The 19,859-nt window shown below is 70.8% G+C and carries 17 protein-coding genes; 11 read left to right on the top strand and 6 right to left on the bottom strand.

Annotated elements, in window-relative coordinates; genetic code table 11:
- Positions 1-98: 98 nt before the first annotated feature.
- The 4 genes from ACQG07_RS18095 to ACQG07_RS18080 form a co-directional block, all read right to left on the bottom strand.
- Positions 99-1,088 carry an NAD-dependent epimerase/dehydratase family protein gene (locus ACQG07_RS18095; RefSeq protein WP_274499487.1) on the bottom strand — a complete coding sequence of 330 codons (990 nt, stop codon included), beginning with the start codon at positions 1,086-1,088 and terminating at the stop codon, positions 99-101.
- Positions 1,089-1,199: 111 nt separating this feature from the next.
- A complete protein-coding gene (locus ACQG07_RS18090) occupies positions 1,200-1,373 on the bottom strand; it encodes a hypothetical protein (protein ID WP_161578549.1) in 174 nt (57 codons plus the stop codon).
- A 71-nt stretch (positions 1,374-1,444) separates the two neighbouring features.
- Positions 1,445-2,278 (bottom strand): SDR family NAD(P)-dependent oxidoreductase, encoded by an 834-nt coding sequence (locus ACQG07_RS18085; RefSeq protein ID WP_426739032.1) that lies wholly within the window; start codon positions 2,276-2,278, stop codon positions 1,445-1,447.
- Positions 2,275-2,637: a hypothetical protein gene (locus tag ACQG07_RS18080; protein WP_079705204.1), complete on the bottom strand. Its 363-nt coding sequence runs from the start codon at positions 2,635-2,637 to the stop codon at positions 2,275-2,277. The genes ACQG07_RS18085 and ACQG07_RS18080 overlap by 4 nt, the downstream gene beginning before the upstream one ends.
- A 296-nt stretch (positions 2,638-2,933) precedes the next feature.
- On the opposite strand from ACQG07_RS18080, the gene ACQG07_RS18075 reads away from it, so the two are divergent.
- The 9 genes from ACQG07_RS18075 (at position 2,934) to ACQG07_RS18035 (ending at position 12,215) form a co-directional block, all read left to right on the top strand.
- Positions 2,934-3,599, top strand: coding sequence for a GtrA family protein (locus tag ACQG07_RS18075; RefSeq protein ID WP_426739031.1), 666 nt, complete (start codon positions 2,934-2,936; stop codon positions 3,597-3,599).
- Positions 3,599-5,119, top strand: coding sequence for a glycosyltransferase (locus ACQG07_RS18070; RefSeq protein WP_064294296.1), 1,521 nt, complete (start codon positions 3,599-3,601; stop codon positions 5,117-5,119). The genes ACQG07_RS18075 and ACQG07_RS18070 overlap by 1 nt, the downstream gene beginning before the upstream one ends.
- Entirely contained in the window at positions 5,116-7,146 is a 2,031-nt protein-coding gene (locus ACQG07_RS18065; protein WP_426739030.1) for an ArnT family glycosyltransferase, read from the top strand. The genes ACQG07_RS18070 and ACQG07_RS18065 overlap by 4 nt, the downstream gene beginning before the upstream one ends.
- Positions 7,147-7,226: 80 nt before the next feature.
- The gene (locus tag ACQG07_RS18060) at positions 7,227-8,075 is read left to right on the top strand and encodes a DUF4397 domain-containing protein (RefSeq protein ID WP_159877868.1); all 849 of its coding nucleotides are present in this window, start codon (positions 7,227-7,229) and stop codon (positions 8,073-8,075) included.
- 2 nt (positions 8,076-8,077) lie between these two features.
- The gene (locus ACQG07_RS18055; protein ID WP_426739029.1) at positions 8,078-9,262 is read left to right on the top strand and encodes a glycosyl hydrolase family 8; all 1,185 of its coding nucleotides are present in this window, start codon (positions 8,078-8,080) and stop codon (positions 9,260-9,262) included.
- Positions 9,259-9,930: a class F sortase gene (locus ACQG07_RS18050; protein WP_274499481.1), complete on the top strand. Its 672-nt coding sequence runs from the start codon at positions 9,259-9,261 to the stop codon at positions 9,928-9,930. Before ACQG07_RS18055 ends, ACQG07_RS18050 begins: the two co-directional genes overlap by 4 nt.
- A 77-nt stretch (positions 9,931-10,007) precedes the next feature.
- Entirely contained in the window at positions 10,008-10,775 is a 768-nt protein-coding gene (locus ACQG07_RS18045) for a polyprenol monophosphomannose synthase (protein WP_079705198.1), read from the top strand.
- Between the two features lie 103 nt (positions 10,776-10,878).
- On the top strand, positions 10,879-11,862 hold the full coding sequence (locus ACQG07_RS18040) for an SDR family NAD(P)-dependent oxidoreductase (RefSeq protein ID WP_426739028.1): 984 nt from the start codon (positions 10,879-10,881) through the stop codon (positions 11,860-11,862).
- A 113-nt stretch (positions 11,863-11,975) separates the two neighbouring features.
- Complete coding sequence (locus tag ACQG07_RS18035; protein WP_086474520.1) at positions 11,976-12,215, top strand: hypothetical protein; 240 nt, start codon at positions 11,976-11,978, stop codon at positions 12,213-12,215.
- Between the two features lie 242 nt (positions 12,216-12,457).
- Here ACQG07_RS18035 and ACQG07_RS18030 read toward each other — a convergent pair whose 3' ends face one another.
- Positions 12,458-14,194: a cation:proton antiporter gene (locus ACQG07_RS18030; protein ID WP_426739027.1), complete on the bottom strand. Its 1,737-nt coding sequence runs from the start codon at positions 14,192-14,194 to the stop codon at positions 12,458-12,460.
- 62 nt (positions 14,195-14,256) lie between these two features.
- Positions 14,257-17,880 carry an SNF2-related protein gene (locus ACQG07_RS18025; protein WP_426739026.1) on the bottom strand — a complete coding sequence of 1,208 codons (3,624 nt, stop codon included), beginning with the start codon at positions 17,878-17,880 and terminating at the stop codon, positions 14,257-14,259.
- Between the two features lie 192 nt (positions 17,881-18,072).
- Here ACQG07_RS18025 and ACQG07_RS18020 point away from each other — a divergent pair, with 192 nt between their 5' ends.
- Positions 18,073-19,566 carry an SDR family NAD(P)-dependent oxidoreductase gene (locus ACQG07_RS18020; protein ID WP_426739025.1) on the top strand — a complete coding sequence of 498 codons (1,494 nt, stop codon included), beginning with the start codon at positions 18,073-18,075 and terminating at the stop codon, positions 19,564-19,566.
- 34 nt (positions 19,567-19,600) lie between these two features.
- A complete protein-coding gene (locus ACQG07_RS18015) occupies positions 19,601-19,852 on the top strand; it encodes a hypothetical protein (protein WP_426739023.1) in 252 nt (83 codons plus the stop codon).
- Positions 19,853-19,859 lie beyond the last annotated feature (7 nt).

The following is a 19,859-nucleotide window of genomic DNA, read 5'->3' as shown; positions in this document are numbered from 1 at the left end:
GTCGAAGGGCGTGACCGGTGTCCCGGTTCCTGTGATTGGCCGAGGGCCGCCCTTCGACAAGCTCAGGGACCGCAGATCGCTCAGGGACCGAGGATCGCTCAGCGACCGACGGCGGCGACCATCCGGTCGAAGGCGGCGTCGAGCTCCGGCTCGGCCGGCTGCCAGTGCGGGTTCGCGTCGTGGAACGCGACCATCTCCGCCGCGCCGTCCCAGAACGGAATGGTGGGCCGGAACTCCGGCACGAGACTGCGGATGCGCGTGTTGTCGAAGACCATCGGGAACGCCTTGTCGCCGAGGAGCGTCGGCCCGAGCGGCGGGTGGACCTCCGCGATGACGTCGGACGGCACGTGCACGATGTCGGCCTCCACGCCGGCCGCCTCAGCAATCCACCGGGTGATGTCGTTCCAGCTCGGTGCGTGATCGCCCGTGATGTGGAAGGCCTCCCCGAGCACGTCGCGGCGACCCAGCAGGCCGACGAACCCGACCGCGAAGTCCTCGGTGTGGGTGATGGTCCAGCGGGTCGTCCCGTCGCCGTGGACGACCACCGGCTTGCCCGCGCGCATGCGGTCGAGGTCGGTGCGCCGTCCCATCGTGGGGATGAGCGTCCGGTCGTAGGTGTGTGACGGGCGCACGATCGTCGCCGGGAAACCCTGCTCGCGGTAAGCGTGGACGAGGACGTCCTCGCAGGAGATCTTGTCGCGCGCGTACTGGGAGAACGGGTTCCGGAGCGGCGTCGACTCCACGACGGGCAGGCGCTGTGGCGGCTTCTGGTAGGCAGAAGCGGAGCTGATGAACACGTACTGGCCGATCCGACCGGCGAAGCGGTCGATGTCCGCCTGCACCTGCGGTGGCGTGAACGCGGTGAACTGCGCCACGACGTCGAACTCGCGCGAGCCGAGCGTCTCGGTCACCGCGTCGGTGTCGCGCACGTCCGCGCGGAGGAGCTCGACCTCCTCGGGGAGGGGGCGGACGTGGGACAGGCCGCGGTTCAGGACGGTGACGTCATGGCCGAGCGACACCGCTCTGGCGACCGACGCTGAGGAGATGATGCCGCTGCCGCCGATGAACAGGATGCGCTTCGTCGTCATTGGTCCATCCTCGCGCACCCGAGACCGACTCGCCCAGGCCTGGACAGGATAGGGAGGTCCCTTCTGGCACTTCGACAAGCTCAGTGACCGGAGAGGTCTACCCGGACTGGGTCAGCGCTCGCGCTTGACGAACGCCATGGCACCGACGACGAGGGCGAGCAGCACCCCGGAGACGAGTCCCCACACGACCGGTGCCTCGGGTCCGAGGACCAGGAGCATCAGCAGCGCGGCGAGCGCGAGGACCCCGGCGACGACGAGCGCCGTCGTCCACTCGTTCCATCGCATTCCACCAGCCTAGGCTCCCGTCACCACGAAACGGCGACGCGGGAGTCACTGAGACGGGCCGACGGGACCGCTCAGCGGTGCTCGGCGAGCAGCTCCTCGGTCCGTTCCCAGAGCCCACGGGCCAGGGCGACGTCGTCGGCGAGCTTGTTGGTGCGTGCGGGCTTCCGCTTCACGAAGTAGCCGCCCGAGGTCCAGTCGAGGCCCGGCTGACTCTCGGCGAGCCAGAAGAGGGTGTCGGCGCCCTCCTCGGGGGTGTTCAGCAGGCGACGACCGAGCGGGTTCGCATAGAGGAACCGCATCGCGCCGTCGGGCGAGCTGGAGAAGTTCGTCGAGATGACGCCCGGGTGGAACGCCGCGGCGGACAGTCCGCGCGGGCCGTACCGGCGGTCGAGCTCCTTCGTGAACAGGATCTGCGCCAGCTTCGCGTTGCCATAGGCACGCGTGGGCGAGTAGGAGCGTTCGGCGTCGAGGTCGTCGAGGTCGAGCTTCCCGAACAGGCGGTTGGCGACGCTCGAGGTGTTGATGACCGTCGCCTCGGACTCGATGAGGCGGTCCAGCAGGAGGTGGGTGAGGAGCGCGGGTGCCAGGTAGTTGATCTGGAACGTCTGTTCGTGGCCGTCGGCCGTGACCCGGCGGTCGGCGCCGAAGATCCCGCCGGCGTTGTTGGCGAGGACGTCGATCCGCGGGTACCGCTCGAGGAGCTGTTCGGCGAGGAGCCGCACCTGCGCCAGTTCGGCGAAGTCGGAGATGAACGAGGCAGCCCCGATCCGCTGCGCGACGGCCGCGGTCTTCTCCGGTGACCGCCCGACCACCACGACCTGCTCGCCCGCGTCCGTCAACGCCTTCGCGGCCGCAGCACCGATGCCGTCGCTGGCGCCGGTGAGGACGATCACCCGGTCGCTCACGCGGAGGACTTCCGGGGGCGGGGCTCGCTGACGTTGGTCGGGCGCGCCCGCTGGTCGATGTCGGGGACCTCACGTCCGATGGCGAGGTCGCCGGTCTTGTTGGCGTCCTGCATCATCGACTCGAGCCAGCTGCGGTTGAGCTCCGGACGCTCCTCCTGGTCGAACTCGAACTGCAACGAGATCGAGGGGTGCACCCAGATCGTCACGCGTCCGCCACCGGTCTCGAGCGAGCGCGGCCAGGAGATCGTGAAGGACTCGTTGCGCCGCAGCTTCATGACCGCGATCGACTTCACGTGCGCGAGCATCCGGTCGTCGAGTTCGAGTTCTCGCGATGAACTCCCGTAGATCAGCTTTCCCACCAGATGTCTCCCTCTGTGCCGGTCGTCTCGCGCACCCTCGAATCAGGGCATCACGACGCCCGAGCACACCGGGCGTTGCCCCCATCGTAGGCGACCGAAGGATCGCCGTCGTGCCAGTTGACGGGCGGGCGAAGGCCCAGTTCAGGGGGCCTCGGTGTTGTCCCCCATGCCCTCGCGAATACGTCAACTTCCGCGGAAAATCAAGGGATTTCAGCCCTGTTTCGTGAACCTGGCAAAGCCCTGGGCGGCGGCGGAATCGACCAAACCGCGGTTCGCGCTGCCCCCGAACGGCGTGCATGACCGTGAAGCCCGAATCTTCCGTCGTGCACCCGAGCCAGCCGTCCGTCCCCGAACGATCCGTCGTACCGGGAACGCGTCCCCGCCGTGCACGCCAGCCGTTGCGTCTCCCCAAGCTCGTCTCCCAGCTGGTCACCTTCGGCCTCGTCGGTGGCACCGCGTTCGTCGTGGACGTCGGTGTGTACAACCTCCTCCGGTTCACCGTGCTCGACGACAAGCCGATCGGCGCGAAGGTGATCTCCGTCGCCGTCGCCACGATCGTCGCGTGGCTCGGCAACCGGGCGCTGACGTTCCGGACCGAGCACCGCCGCGCGGTATGGAAGGAGGGCGCCCTCTTCGCGCTCATGAACGTCCTCGGCCTCGGGATCGCGGCGGGGTGTCTCTTCGTCTCGCACTACGTCCTGGGCTACACCACGCCCCTCGCCGACAACATCGCGGGCAACGGCGTCGGTCTCGTCCTCGGCATGGTGTTCCGCTTCCTCGCCTACCGCTTCGTCGTCTTCCGACCCGCCGAGTCGGCGACCGATCGCCGTCGGAGCACGACGCCGCAGGAGACGACCGTTTCGAGCCCGGCCGCATCGGCACCCGCCGCCGCACCGCGCACCACGACCCCTCGTCGATCCGCACCGACCCACGCACTGCCGACCTCTGGAGGCCTGTCCTGATGGCACCCGCACTCGCACCGCTGCTCGGAGCGCTCGCGCTCATCCCCGCCCGCCCGTTCGCCGCCGCGGACGAGCCCGCTCCCCTGCTGACCCCGCAGCCCGCGGCACCCACGGAACCGCTGCCGAACCGCGGCACCCTGGTGGACCCGGCGTCGGCGGCCGACCCCGGCTCCTGGAGCATCGGTGAGTGGCTCGGCTACGGCACCATGCTGCTGTTCGCCGCCGCGCTGACGATCATCGCCGTCACCACGCTCTACTGGATGCTCCACGCCTGGCGGTCGACCGGCCACCTGAAGAACACGGGGTTCGCCGCGGTCCCGCTGCCCGCCAAGCACTCCTTCACCCTGCTCGTCCCCGGTCGGCATGAGGAGGAGGTCATGGGTCAGACCCTCGACCGCCTCGCCGAACAGGACCACCCCGACTTCGAGATCATCGCGATCGTGGGCCACGACGACCCGGGGACCGAGCGCGTCGTCCGGGAGGCCGCCGCCCGGCACCCCGACCTCATCAAAGTGGTCGTCGACGACAGCGTGCCGAAGAACAAGCCCAAGGCCCTCAACCGGGCGCTGCAGATCGCTCGTGGCGACGTCGTGGGCGTGTTCGACGCCGAGGACGAGGTGCATCCGCGCCTGCTCACGCTCGTGGACTCCCGCTTCACCGAGAGCGGCGCCGACGTCGTCCAGGGCGGCGTGCAGCTCATGAACTTCCAGTCGAGCTGGTGGTCGCTCCGGAACGTGCTCGAGTACTACTTCTGGTTCCGGTCGCGCCTGCACTTCCACGCGAACTCCCGCTTCATCCCGCTCGGCGGCAACACGGTGTTCGTGAAGAAGACCTGGCTCGACTGGTCGGAAGGCTGGGACGACGGCTGCCTCGCCGAGGACTGCGAGCTCGGCGTCCGACTCTCGAGCGCCGGCGCGACGGTCGTCGTGGCCTACAGCCCGGAGGTCGTCACCCGCGAGGAGACGCCAGGCACCCTGCAGTCGCTCTACAAGCAACGCACGCGCTGGAACCAGGGGTTCCTGCAGGTCCTGAAGAAGGGCGAGTGGCGCAAGCTGCCGACGTTCCGTCAGCGCATGTTCGCCCGCTACCTGCTGTCGATGCCGTTCCTCCAGGCGGCGACCGGCCTCCTCATCCCCGTCTCGGTCCTGCTGGTGCTGTTCGCGAAGGTCCCCGCGCCGATCGCGCTCCTCACCTTCATCCCGCTCGCGCCGACGATCGTCACCCTCGCGGTGGAGGCCTCCGGGCTCGGTGAGTTCGGCCGCCTCTACGGCCAGAAGGTCCGCCTCCGCGACTACGCCCGGCTGATCCTCGGCACCTTCCCGTACCAGATCTTCCTCGGCCTGGCCGCCGTCCGTTCCGTCTTCCGCGAGTGGAAGGGCGACCACTCCTGGGAGAAGACGGAGCACACCGGCGCCCACCGCAGCGAGGAGGTCGCCGAGGCCACCGAGGCCGCTCCCGTCTCCGTCGACCTGCCCGACCGCGCACCCGAGCTCGTCCTCCAGAACGGAGCAACCCGATGACCGGCATCCTCGAACGACCGGCCGCCCCCGGCCGACCAGAGCTCCACCTGGAGAGCGACCGCCTCGGCTGGCTCACCTCAGGGCCACCGGCACAGCGAGGCCCCGGCGTCGTGCGCCGCTGGCTCTCGCGCCACGGTCGCACCCTGGCCTTCCTCCTGCCCGTGCTCGCCATCGCCGCCGTCGTGCAGGCCATGAACCTGGGCGGATCCCCGCAGCGCATCGACGACGAGGGCACCTACACCGCCCAGGCGTGGAGCGTGCTGAAGCTCGGCGAACTCGCCCACTACACCTATTGGTACGACCACCCGCCGCTCGGCTGGCTGCAGATCGCGGCCTACACGGGGCTGACCGGCGCGTTCGACCGCTACGACATCGCCGTGGTCGCGGCACGTGAGGCCATGCTGGTCGCGACGCTCATCGCCGTCGTGCTCGTGTGGGTCCTCGCCCGCCGCCTGCACCTCAGCCGGGCCATGGCCGCCGTCGCCGCACTCGTGTTCGCGATCTCGCCGCTCGCCGTGCAGTTCCACCGCACCGTCTACCTCGACAACGTCGCGGTGCCCTGGCTCCTCGGTGCCTTCATCCTCGCGACGAGCCGCAAGCACCAGCTCGTCGGCTTCGCGGGTTCCGCCGCCGCGTTCGGCATCGCCGTGCTGAGCAAGGAGACCTTCCTGCTCGCCCTGCCCTTCCTCGCCTGGACCATGTGGCGCGCGGCTCGGAAGGAGACCCGCCGGTACACGCTGCCGGTCGCCGCGACGATCGTCGTCGTCATCGGCTTCACGTACGTGCTCTTCGCCGCCATCAAGGGCGAGCTCATCCCCGGCCCTGACCGGGTGAGCCTCCTCGGCGGCGTCTTCTTCCAGCTCGGATCCCGCGTCGCGAGCGGGTCGCTGTTCGACCCGGAGAGCCTGTCGGCGAAGACCCTCGGCATGTGGTGGCAGTTGGACGCGGCACTCCTCGTCGCCGGAGCGGTGGCCGCCGTCGCCGGGCTCTTCATCTCGCGACTGCGTGTCATCGCCGCGATGACCGTCTTCCTCGGCCTCTTCATGCTGCGCCCAGGCGGCTACCTGCCGGTGCCGTACGTCATCATGCTGCTGCCGTTCATGACGATCCTCATCATGGGAGTGACCGGCGCGGCCATCCGACAGTTCCGTCGCCGCTCGACCGTCGAGGCCGGTGCACCGCGCCGTCGTCTCCTCGGCGGACGCGCGGCCGGAGCTGTCTGGGTCGCCGCCGTGCTCGCGGCAGCCGTCGTCGCCGTCCCGAACACGGCGACCCAGCTCCGCGGCTTCCTCCTCGCCGACCTCGACAAGCCGGTCCGGCAAGCCCAGCAATGGGTCCAGACCAATGTGCCGAAGGAGTCCCGCGTGATCGTCGACGACGCGATGTGGGTCGACCTCGTCGAGAGCGGCTTCGATCGCGACAACGTCATCTGGTACTACAAGATGGACACCGACTCCGCCGTCCAGGCTCAGTCGCCCAACGGCTGGCGCGACGCCGATTACATCGTCACGACCGACTCGATGCGGACCTTCCCGACCACCTTCCCCGAGGTGAAGGGTGCGATCGACAACTCCGAGCTCGTCGCGACCTTCGGCTCCGGGACGCAGGCCGTCGAGGTCCGCCGCATCGACGCCGACGGTGTCGACGCGGCAGCCGAGCAGGCTGCCGGACGAACGGCGGCTCGGGCAGCGCTCGGCGCGCAGCTCCTGCTGAACCCCTCGCTCAGCGTCTCGGCGGAGGCCGCGCAGACCGTGAGCGACGGCCAGCTCGACTCCCGCGCCCTGCTCGCCCTCGGACAGGTGCTCGCCACGACGCCGGTCCGGCTCGAGAGCACCCCGGTGCTCGACGGTGAGACGGGCGACGTGCGCCGGACCATGGTGCTCCGCACCGGCACCGAGGCGGGCGACGGCCGTCTGGCCGACTCCATCCGCTCGATCCAGGGCGACTACGCGGCCGACCGCGTCGAGCAGACGGCGGCCGGCGTGCGGGTCACCTACTCGGTCGTCGAACCCGACGTCGTCCGCTGACCACCGTCCCGAGCACCGGCTCGAGCCGGACGCCAGAACCACCCGAACCCCCGAACCACCCGAAGAACAGGAGTTCCACCATGCGAACCACCACCACGAGGCGACTCGCCCTCAGCGGCCTCGCCGCCGTCGCGACGGCAGCACTCATCGGCTTCGGCACCACCGCCGCGAGCGCCGCCACCACCGATGCCGCCGGCACCGGCTGGATCCGCGTCGGGCACCTCTCGGCCGACACCAAGACCGTCGACGTGAAGCTGTCGGCGCTCTCCGGCGGCGCGACCGTGTTCGAACTCGACGACGTCGCCTACGGCCAGGTCTCCCCCTACACCGACCTCGCCGCCGGCACCTACGTGGTGTCGATGGTGCCCGCCGGGGCTCCCGACAGCACGAAGCCGGTCATCAGCACCAACGTGACCATCACGGCCGGGGAAGCGGCCACCGTCGCCGCCTACGGTCCCAACAAGGACCTGCAGACGAAGGTGTTCGAGGACGACCTCACCGGTCCGGCCGAGGGTGCGGCGCGCATCCGGCTGATCCAGGCGTCGACCGATGTGAAGAGCGTCGACGTCAGCACCTCGACCGGCATGCCCATCGCGAAGGGCGCCACCACCGGCACAGCGACCGACTACGCGAGCGTCCCCGCCGGCCCATGGGATCTCGAGCTGACCGGCGGCAAGCAGGCGGCGGAAGCCTCTGTGAACCTCGCGCCGGGTACCGTGAGCACGCTCTTCGTGCTCGACAACGCCGCAGGTGGCGTCACCCTCATGCCCGTCCTCGACAGCTCAGCGGCGGGTGACGCTCCCGAGGGTCCGGTGGAGACCGGTGGCGGTGGACTCGCCAAGGAGTCGTCGACGCTGCGGGGCGTCCTCGACGACCTCGACGCGAAGCTCGCCCGGCTCGTGCGCGACCTCGGGACGGCGGTGAGCTGACCATGAGCGCCACGAAGACGATCGGCATCGCCGCGACCGCGGTCGCCGCGGTCACCGCGACCGCCGTGATCGCCTCCCTGGCGACCGGGTTCCCGGCGAACCTCCTCCAGGGTCCGACCGCGGCGTCACCCGGCTCCACCGACGCCGACGGACAGCCTGGCCCGACCTCGACGGTCACGGACCGGACCACCACCGAGGCCGCAGACGCGTTCCTCGCCGACTGGGTCGACGACGGCCGCGTCGTGCGCCGGGACCAGGGTGACGACACGGTCAGCGAAGGGCAGGCCTACGGACTGCTCGTCGCGGCCGGGGTCGGGGACGAGCAGTCCTTCACCGAGATCTGGGACTGGACCGAGCAGCACCTGCAGCGCCCCGACGGACTGCTCGCCTGGCGGTGGAGCGATGGCGAGGTCGTCGATGACGAACCCGCAAGCGATGCGGACCTCGACGCCGCCCGCGCCCTCGTCATCGCCGGCACCCGGTTCGACGAGCCGCGGTTCACCGAGGCCGGCGTCACGCTTGCCGGTGTGATCGCGGACCGCATGACCGCCGAGACCGCCGCGGGCCGGATCCTCCTGCCCGGTGTCTGGGCCGCATCGACCGAGCCCTACGCGTACAACCCGTCCTACGCCTCCCCTGTCGCCTTCTCGGTGCTGGGTGCGGCGACGGGTGACCCGCGGTGGGCCGAACTGCAGGCGGGTTCCGCAGCGGTCACGACCACCCTGCTCGACGAGAGCCCGCTGCCGCCGGACTGGGCGCAGGTCCACGCCGACGGCTCCGTCGACGCCATGCCCGGCGCGGCAGGGACCGGGCAGAGCGTCCGCTACGGCTACGACGCGGCCCGACTCCCGATCCGCTACGCCGAGTCCTGCGACACCGCCGACCAGGCGACGGCCGCCCGCCTCGCCTCGACCCTCGCGCGGTCGAAGGAGCTGCGGGCGGAGACCGACCTCGGCGGATCACCACTGACCTCGGACGTGCACCCGCTCGCCCTCCAGGCCCGAGCAGCCGCGCGCGCAGCCGTCGGCAACCTGCCGGAGTCGGCTGACGACCTCCGTGCCGCCGACGAACTCGCGCAGGAGGTGCCGAGCTACTTCGGCGCCGCCTGGGCAGCCCTCGCGCCCATGATGCTCACGACCGGTGAGCTGGACGGGTGCCCGCCGCTCACCGAAGGAGCCACCTCATGATCGGCGCACACCGCCGGACGATCGGCACGCTCGCCGCGGCCGGAGCACTCCTCACGGCGCTCGCCCTCTCGGGCTGCGCCACGACGCACACCGGGCAGACGCCGACCTCGCCGAACGCCGCCGACGGGCCCATCACCTCCTCGGAGGCGACCGACCGTGGCGCCGCCGGTGCGAAGCAGGACCCGGTCGCCCAGGCGCCGGCCGCCGATGTCAGCGCACTGAGCGTGAGCCGGGTGCAGATCCCGTCGATCGGTGTCGACGCGGCGGTCGAACCGCTCGAGCGCGATGCGTCCGGTGTCCTCCTGCCGCCCGTCGAGTGGGAGGACGCCGGGTGGTACCGCGCCGGCGTCCTGCCCGGTCAGGTGGGGCCCGCGGTCATCGCCGGTCACCTCGACACGACCCTCCGCGAGGCGGTGTTCGTCCACCTCAAGCAGCTCGTGGCGGGCGACCAGGTGACGGTCACGATGTCCGACGGCTCGACCGCCACCTACGCCGTGGACCGCGCCATCGACGTCGAGAAGAAGACCTTCCCCACCGAGGAGGTCTACGGACCGACGCCCGACGCGCAGCTCCGGCTCATCACCTGCAACGGCCCCTTCGACGACGCCGCGAACACCTACGCGAACAACTACGTCGTCTTCGCGTCGCTCGTCGGCACGACCCCGTAGCGCCGCTCCCCACCCCTGGCTCCTGTCGAGGGGCCGCCCCGCTCCGAACCACTCCCAACGACCCGAAAGGAACCGACGTGAACCGCTCCCTCGTCGTCATCCCCACCTACAACGAACTCGACAACCTGCAGCCGATCGTGAACCGCACGCTCGCCGTCGCCGGGGTCGACATCCTCGTCGTGGACGACTCCTCCCCCGACGGCACCGGGTTCCTCGCCGAGCAGCTCGCCGCGCAGCACCCGCAGGTGCACGTGTTCCACCGGGCCGTGAAGGACGGACTCGGCGGGGCGTACCTCGCGGGCTTCGCCTGGGCGCTCGCGCGCGGCTACGAGGTCATCGTCGAGATGGACGCGGACGGATCCCACCACCCCGAGGACCTGCCCCGCCTGATCGGACTCCTCGACGACCACGACCTCGCGCTCGGCTCGCGCTGGGTCCCGGGTGGCGTCGTCGAGAACTGGCCCGCGCATCGGCTCGCGCTGAGTCGCGGCGGCAACCTCTACACGCGACTCGCCCTCGGGATCGGTGTCGCCGACGCGACCGGCGGGTTCCGCGCGTTCCGCAGCGAGGCACTGCGCCGCATCGACCTCGCCGACGTCGCGTCGCAGGGGTACTGCTTCCAGGTCGACCTCCTCTGGCGGGCGCTGCAACGCGGGCTCCGGGTCGTGGAGACGCCCATCGTCTTCACCGAGCGGGTGTCTGGCGAGTCGAAGATGAGCGGCGGCATCGTCTCCGAGTCGCTCAAGAAGGTCACGATGTGGGGCGTGCGTCGCCGCCTGCAGGAGGTCCGTGCGCTGCTGCACGGCCACCCGCTCCCATCCGTGCGCGTGCTGTCCACCCGCTGAGACCAGGTGGTGCGGGCTGCGACGACCACGGGCTGACGAGGGCTGCACATCTTCCCAGGTCCTTCCGGTTCCGCCGCCCTCCCCGGAGTCGTAGCGTGAGGGCATGACCAATCGCACGCGCACCCCGCAGCACCCCATCGGTTCCGGCTTCGGCCACTCGAGCACCGCGGCGGAGGTGCTCGAGGGCATCGACCTCACCGGCAAGCTCGCCATCGTCACCGGCGGCTACTCGGGTATCGGCCGTGAGGCCGTCCGTGCCCTGGTCGGCGCGGGCGCCCACGTCATCGTCCCCGCGCGGCGCCCGGAGACCGCTCGCGAGGAACTCGCTGGCATCGACGGCGTGGAGGTCGACGAACTCGACCTGGCCGACCTCGCGAGCGTCGAGGCGTTCGCCGACCGCTTCCTCGCCACGGGCCGGGGCATCGACCTCGTCATCACGAACGCCGGCGTCATGGCGGCTCCCGAGACGCGCGTCGGCCCCGGCTGGGAACTCCAGTTCGCGACGAACCACCTCGGCCACTTCGCCCTCGTCAACCGCCTCTGGCCCGCCATCGTGAAGGGCGGCTCCTCGCGGGTCGTCGCGTTGTCCTCCAGCGGCCACAAGCGCTCGGGGATCCGCTGGGACGACGTCCAGTTCGAGCACGGCTACGACAAGTGGGAGGCCTACGGGCAGGCGAAGACCGCCAACGCGCTCTTCGCCCTCCAGCTCGATACGCTCGGCGCCGAGGAGGGTGTCCGCGCGTTCTCCGTCCACCCCGGTGGCATCCTCACGCCGCTGCAGCGGCACCTGCCCCGCGAGGAGATGATGGCGCTCGGCTGGGTCGACGCCGACGGCAACCTCCTCGTCTCGGGGTTCAAGTCGCCCGAGCAGGGTGCTGCAACGGAGGTCTGGGCCGCGACCTCGCCGTCGCTCGACGGCCTCGGCGGGGTGTTCTGCGAGGACTGCGACATCGCCGGCCCGGCCGAGACCGCGGTCTCCCCGGCCTCCGGTGTCGCCGACCACGCGACCGATCCGGAGGAGGCGGCCCGACTCTGGGCGCTCTCCGCCGAATTCACCGGGGTCGACGCCTTCGCCGCCCGCGACTGATCGGCCGGCGCCACCCCTTGCAGCCACCCGCCCACGGACCTACCGTGAGAGCGGATCAGCGCGACGATGCGCGAGACGGAGACCGCCCAGGCGGATCTCGGAAGGAGCACCCCATGAGTGACCAGAACGCCGACATCAACAACCCGGGCCCACACGACGAGGCCGTCGACGACGCGGCGGCCGAGCGCGTGGCCTCCACGACGAACCCCGGCCCGCACGTCGCCGCCGACGACCCCGCGGCGAGCGGCGAGGCCGACATCACGAACCCCGGTTCGGAGACCGAACGCGACGCTGCGGCCGAGCGCGAGGCGGAGCGCGTCGCGAACATCACCAACCCCGGCCCAAGTTCCTGACCGCAACGACCCTTTCTCAGGAGTTCGCCGGCGCGTCGGTCCGCCCGCCGGCCGGCGCGCCGGAGGACTCCTGAGAAAGGTCACCCAGCTCTAGTGGTCGGCGCGAGGCGGAGTGCGTCGCCGACATCACCAACCCCGGCCCAAGTTCCTGACCGCAACGACCCTTTCTCAGGAGTTCGCCGGCGCGTCGATCCGCCCACCGGGCGGCGCACCGGAGGACTCCTGAGAAAGGTCACCCAGCTCTAGTGGTCGGCACGAGGCGGCCGCAGGCGCGTCTCCTCGATGTCGAGCATCGTCTGCGCCTCGGCGAGGATGCGCGACGGGTACGCACCGCGCGCCCGGGCGTCGAGGAGCCGCTCACGCTCGGCCTGGACGACGGCGAGGCGCAGCTGGCGGTAGAGCCGGTGCGGTGTCTCGGCGTGCGTCTCACTCGGCGAGACCGACTCGCGCGAGCGTTCCCAGGCGGCTTCGGCCCGCAGGAACGTCGACTGCCGGACGCGTTCGAGCAGATCGGGGTCGATCTCCTCCTCGATGCCGACCGCCGACGCCGGATCCTCCAGCACACTGATGCCCGCGTAGCTGATCTCGTCGAGCAGGGTCGCGAGCTGTCGACGGTCCTCGGACTCGTCGATCCCCTGCACCTTGAGCAGCCGGATGAGCCACGGCAGCGTGCCGCCCTGGACGACGAGCGTCACGACGGCGACCGTGAAGGCGATGAGGACGAGCTGCTCGCGGTACGGGGTGCTCTGCGGCAGTGACTGTGCGGCGGCGAGCGTCACGACGCCGCGCATGCCAGACCAGCTGAGGATGACGCCACCCCGCCAGTCGATCTGCTCCAGCCGCAGCTGCTCGAGGTCGGCGCGCTGCCGCTCGTAGGCGCGCTCCCGACGCCGCCGTCGATGCCATCGGCGGTTCTGTCTCGGGAACCGTTCCGAGTACCCCATCGACAGCCACCGTTGCAGGGTCTGCCGCTCAGCCCAGCGTTCTCGTGCACGGAGCCCGAGCACCAGCGGGCCCACCCACAGGAACCGCAGCGCGATGAGCGCGGCCGTCGCGACGAGACCGATCCCGATGGACTCCTCGACGGACAGGATCTCGGCGTCGACGGCGCCGATCAGCGTCCGGATCTCGAGTCCGATGAGGAGGAACACGGCGTTCTCGAGCAGGAACTGGATGGTCCGCCAGTTGATGCGGTCGCTGATCCGCGCCTGCGCCGAGAACGCGGCCGAACTCGCGTGGCCCGTGTACAGGCCGGCGATGACGACGGCCAGCACGCCGGACCCACCGAGCGCCTCGGTCGGCATGAACGCCACGAACGGGACGGCGATGGAGATCGCGGTGTCGAGGACGGAGTCGTCGAGCTTCGACCGCAGCCAGACGGTGACGTATCCGGCGATGAAGCCGACGATGATCGCCAGGACGACCGCGTAGACGAAGTCGCCGACCGTCGCCCACGGCGTGAGCATGCCGCCGGCCGCCGCAGCGCTCGCCGATCGGAGGAGCACGAGCGCAGTCGCGTCGTTCACGAGCCCCTCGCCCTCGAGCACCGTCAGGAGGCGGGGCGGGAGGCCGAGACGGCGTCCGATGGACGTCGCCGCGACCGCGTCGGGCGGGCTGATGATCGCGCCGAGGGCGATGGCGGCGGCGAGGTTGAGGTCGGGCAGGAGGCTGAAGAGGAGGAAGCCGGCACCGAACGCGGTGACGATGACGAGCACGACGGACAGGCTCGTGATGGTGGCGAGGTTGCGGCGGAAGTCCATGATCGGGACGCTGATCGCCGCGGCGTAGAGGATGGGTGGCAGGACGACGTCGAGCACGAGTTCCGGCTCGACCTCGATCTCGGGCACGCCCGGGAGGTACGAGAGCCCGACACCGACGATCACGAGGATGATCGGCGCGGCGACGCCGAGCTTGCGGGAGAAGGCCGCGACGGCGACGATCACCGCGATGCCGACGACCGCATACACCCCGAGTTCCATAGCGATCAGGCTATCGGTCGCTCGACCGACCCCATCCCGACGGGCGTCGTGGGTGCCGGAGCCTACTCGAGCAGGCCCCGGATGTCCTCCGCGGTGAGCGCCTGACTGAACACCGCGTCGTCGTCGAGGACCGCGGCGAAGAGCTCCGACTTCTTCGCCTGGAGCGCCATCACCTTCTCCTCGATCGTGTCGGCGGCGACCAGTCGGTAGACCATGACGTTCTCCGTCTGGCCGATGCGGTGCGTGCGGTCGATGGCCTGCGCCTCTGCGGCCGGGTTCCACCACGGGTCGAGCAGGAAGACGTAGTCCGCTTCGGTCAGGTTGAGGCCGAACCCGCCGGCCTTCAGGCTGATGAGGAACACGGGGGCGTCACCGGTGCGGAAGCGATCGATGACCTCTCCCCGACGACGGGTGGACCCGTCGAGGTACTCGTACGCGATGCCCTGCTCCTCGAGCCGACGAGCGGCGGTGCCGAGGAAGCTCGTGAACTGGCTGAAGATGAGCGCCCGGTGCCCCTCGGCGACGACGTCGTCGAGCTGTTCGAGGAGTGCGTCGAGCTTGCTCGAGGGGATGCCCGCGTGCTCCTCGGCGTCGATGAGACTCGCGTCGAGGCTGAGCATGCGGAGGAGCGTGAGCGAGCGGAACACGATGAACCGGTTGCGGTCGAGGTCGTCGACGAGTCCGAGGAGCTTCTGCCGTTCGCGTTGGAGGACGAGGTCGTAGAGCTTGCGGTGGGCCGGTGCGAGCTCGATGCGCAGCACCTGTTCCTGCTTCGGCGGCAGTTCGGGCGCGACCATCTCCTTCGTCCGGCGCATGAGCAGCGGTCGGATACGTCGGCGCAGGGTCTGCAGCCGACTCGAGTCGAGCCCCTTGCCGATCGGCTTGACGTAGTGCTCGGTGAAGCGCGGCGCCGAGGCGAACAGGCCCGGCGCGACGATCGACAGCAGCGACCACAGCTCCATGAGGGTGTTCTCGATGGGCGTGCCGGTGATCGCGAGCTTGAACGGTGCTCTGAGGTCGAGCGCGCACTCGTGCAGCTTGGCGCGGTGGTTCTTCACGAACTGCGCCTCGTCGAGGATGAGCCCCGACCACTCGACCGCCTGGTACGCCGCTGCATCGAGCCGGAACAGCGCATAGCTCGTGACCACGATGTCGGCGCCCGCCGCGAGGTCCGCGATCGAAGCGCTGCCCTTCGCCTGCGTGGCCGTGATGCTGCGGACGACGAGGCCGGGCACGAAGCGCGTGGCCTCGGCGACCCAGTTGGAGACGACCGACGTCGGGGCGACCACGAGGAATGGCGGTGCCGTGGTCCCGGTCGTCCCGCGCGCGTGGGCGACGAGGGCGAGGGTCTGCAGCGTCTTGCCGAGCCCCATGTCGTCGGCCAGGATGCCGCCGAGTCCGTGCTGCCAGAGGAACGCGAGCCAGCGGAAGCCCTCGACCTGGTAGGGCCGGAGGTCGGCGCGGAGTCCCGACGGCAAGGGGGTGTCGGGGACCGCTTCGATCGCGTTGAGTCCGGCGGCAGCCTCGCGCCAGGAGACGGCCTGCTCGGTCTCGTCCGCGAGGTCTTCGAAGTCGGCCCAGAGGCTCGCCTGGTAGCGACTGATGCTCGGCTTCGTCTCCCACTCCTTGAGCGCGGCCGCCTCGGTGAGCAGCTCGCGCAGGCGGTCGAAGGCGGGGTGCTCGAGCGAGAGGTAGGTGTGGTCGACCATGAGCAGCTTGGTGCGCCCCTTCGAGAGGGCCTTGAAGAGGGGCTCGAAGGGGACGCTGTACTCGCCGATGTGGATGACGATCCCGAGGTCGAACCAGTCGCGCTGCTCCGTCTCCACCGTGGTGACCGAGATGTGAGGTGTGCCGGTGAGCTCGCGGTACTCGGGGCGGTCGCCGGACACCTCGACGAGGACGTCGTCGAGCGATTCGAGGACGGGCAGGGTGCGCTCGGTGACGAGTGCCGCGTCGAACTCCGTCAGGACCTGCGGCCTGGGCGGCCAGACGCCCGGGGTCGTGAGCTCGTCGAACGAGCCGGCGGCGAGCGCGCGGCGTTCCGGTTCCGCTGCGGCGGCGATGGCGGCCCCGACCCGCTCGAGGATGGCCCGCTCCGAGCGTTCGTCGCGGAGGACCTCCGCTGCGGCAGCTCCGGTGACGGCGTCGGTCGGCGCGCCGTGCGGCACCGTCGACACGAGCGGTCGTCCTGCGGCGAGCGCCGGGGTGCCGCCACCGATCGGGACGCGCTGCGCCGGGGCGTACTGCCAGAACCAGGCGAGGCGAAGGGTCTGCTTCGGTTCGAACGAGGCCGAGAGCACGAGCACCGGTGGCACGATCTCGGGGAGGGCGACGGTGCCGTCCGTCGAACTCAGCGAGATGCTGCGGCGGAGTCGTGGGACGTAGTGCTCGAGGAACTCCGCCACCTCGGCTTCGGGGACCACGACGGGCTCGCCTGGCCCGAGGAGTCCGCGGGCCTCGTCCGTCAGCGGTTCGGCGAGCGGTGCGAGCACGATCGCCTGCTGGGGTTCGAGCGTGTAGTGGTAGAGCCCGTGGTCGCCGAGGGCTCCGCTCGTGGCGGCGTCGACGTCGGTGCCGTCGATCGTCACGACGGATCGGAGGACCACGCCCTCGTCGTCGTGCGCGGCGTCCAGCCGGATGGCGGCTGTGGTGCCGAGGGTGACCGTGCCCTTGCGCGTGCCGACGAGTTCGATCCCGAGTTGGGCCGCCTCCTCGAACAGATGCCAGAGGACGGGGCTGCCGAAGTCGTCGAGGACGAGCCAGTCCGAGTCACCGGCGCCGGCGTAGGCACCGGCCGGCGGACGGGTGGCACGCAGGAGCGCCTGGAACTGCGTGAACCACTGCTGGTGCGCCGGATCGAGCGACAGCCGGTGGCCCTGGTGCGTGAACGAGGTCCAGGAGATCGTCGACTTCACGAAGCCGCCTCCGGCCTTCCTGACCACGGGTCGGACGGCGATCCGGCGGGGGTGCCGCGGCTCGGGCGGGCCGTCGGCAGTGCGGGAGGTCGGTCCGCGCCAGCGTTCGGCGGTGCGCGGGATGCTCTCGCGGACCTCGAACTGCAGGCCCATGGCCGTCGGTGCCGTGGCGCGACCGGCGTCGCCGGCGAGGGAGTCGAGTCGGTTCCGCCAGCTGGGCGGCGTCGGCGGTGCCTGCGGACTCGGGGTCCATCGCGCTGTTCGCCGTTGCGCCTCCGGACGCCAGGCGTCAGGGAGGTCGTCGAGCTCGTCGAGGGCGTACATCGGCTGGTGCTCGGCCGGTTCGTCGAGCGCGGGGTCGTTGATGGGCGCGGTCCAACGCCGGTCGGAACGCCAGGACGCCTCCTTCCCCGAAGGCGGCCGTTGTGGGGCCACCCATCGGTCGGAGCGGCCCTCGGCCCGGAGGTGGGCCGCGTTGCTGTGCAGCAGGGTGGCGACGATGTGCTTGCAGTCGCCGCGCAAGGGGCACGAGCACGCGCTTCCTTCGATCCGAGCGAACCCGCCCGAGTCGTCGCCGAGGTCGATGATGCAGGCGTACGGGACGTCGGCGGAGCCTTCGACGATCCCATGGAGCCGACGCTTGTCGGGGTCCCAATCGGCGGCGGTGACCCGGCCGTCCCTCGCGTAGACCCGGCCGCGGTCGAACGCCACCCGCCCGACGAGCCGGACGAGGTCGGCCACGTCGACCAGTGGTGCGGGCTCGGGAGTCATCGCCCCATGGTCTCACGCACGACGGACACCCTTCCCTCGGACCAGCGCGGTGCGCTGACGCGAGCGCGGGTCTCCCACGTGAGCGCCCCCTCCGGAGGGGCGCGCTCACGCCTGTGGGTCGCGGTCGGACCAGCGCCCCGCGCTGACCACAGCACCGACCGAGGCACGTCCGGCGGCTCGTAGAATGAAGCAATGACCTCTCTCCCCCACGACGAGCCTGCGAACCACGCTCCCGGCGACGACGCGGGCATCGATCCCACCGATCTCGAGGTCACGCTGCGCGTCCTCCAGACCATGGCGACGATGGACGAGGAGCACCCCGACTACCTCCAGGTGCGCCGAGCCACCGCCAAGATGTTCAAGGCGGTCAAGAAGGAGCGCCGACTCGACCGTCGGGCCCGGATCGCCGACGCCGACCGCGCCGTGATCGCCGCCACCGCGACGGGCGCCCCCGACCGCATCGACGACGAGACGCGGGGCATCCCGCTCGCCACCACCACGACGGCCCCGACCGCCGGCGAACTGCTGGTGCCGCGCAACTGCTACATCTGCAAGCAGCCGTACACGACGGTCGACGCCTTCTACCACCAGCTCTGCCCGCAGTGCGCGGCGATGAGCCACGCGAAGCGCGACGCCCGCACCGAGCTCACCGGCAAGCGCGCCCTCCTCACCGGCGGCCGCGCGAAGATCGGCATGTACATCGCGCTGCGACTCCTGCGCGACGGCGCCCACACCACCATCACGACGCGGTTCCCCCGCGACGCTGTCCGACGCTTCAGCGCGCTCCCCGACAGCGCCGAGTGGCTGCACCGCCTGCGCGTCGTCGGCATCGACCTCCGCGACCCGGCCCAGGTCATCGCCCTCGCGGATTCCGTCGCCGAGCAAGGTCCGCTCGACATCCTCATCAACAACGCCGCGCAGACGGTCCGCCGCACGAAGGGCGCGTACCAGCCGCTCGTCGACGCGGAGCTCGCCCCACTGCCCGACGGCCCACTGCCCGAGCTCGTCACCTTCGGCCACACGAACGACGCGCACCCGCTGTCGCTCGCGGCGTCGGTGTCCGCCCACCCGATCCTCGCCGCTGCGGCCGCCAAGGCCGACGCCCTCACCGAGGCCGCCATGACGGCCGGGTCGTCCTCGCTCGAACGCCTCGCCGCCGGCACCGCGATCGACGCCGGTGGGCTCGTGCCCGACGTCGACCACAGCAACAGCTGGGTGCAGAACGTCGACCAGGTCGAGCCCATCGAGATGCTCGAGGTCCAGCTGGCGAACGCGACCGCGCCGTTCATCCTCATCAGCCGGCTGCGAGCCTCGATGGCCGCGTCCGACTTCCCGCGCACCTACGTGGTCAACGTCTCCGCGATGGAGGGCGTGTTCGGCCGCGGGTACAAGGGCCCGGGCCACCCGCACACGAACATGGCGAAGGCCGCGCTGAACATGCTCACCCGGACGAGCGCGCGGGAGATGTTCGAGACCGACGGCATCCTCATGACGAGCGTCGACACCGGCTGGATCACCGACGAGCGCCCACACCCGACCAAGGTGCGACTGGCGGAGGAGGGCTTCCACGCCCCGCTCGACCTCGTCGACGGCGCGGCGCGGGTGTACGACCCGATCGTCCGCGGCGAGGCCGGCGAGAACCTGTTCGGCGTCTTCCTCAAGGACTACCGCCCGAGCTCCTGGTGAGCTTCGACTCGCGGTCGTGGTCGAGGACCCGGCGATGATCGGACCGGCGGCCGTCAGCTTCCTCAGGGAGGCACCGCTCGGCTCGCGGGTCGTCGTGCGCTTCGCACTGCCCGAGGGCGCCGAGGCGGGTGCGACCGACGCCCTCGGCGAGCTCGTCGAGCGGTCGGCGACGGGCTGCACGGTCGAGACCAATCGCGGACCGGTCGTGGTCGCCGATGCCGACGTCATCGCGGCGAAGCCCGTCCCGCCGGCACCGGCACCACGGGAACGTCGCCGCTCGCCCTAGGCTGGGC

This window comes from Plantibacter sp. 2H11-2 (genome assembly GCF_050031945.1).
GTDB classification, from domain to species: Bacteria; Actinomycetota; Actinomycetes; order Actinomycetales; family Microbacteriaceae; genus Plantibacter; species Plantibacter auratus.
This window is presented reverse-complemented; position numbering and strand designations above follow the sequence as displayed.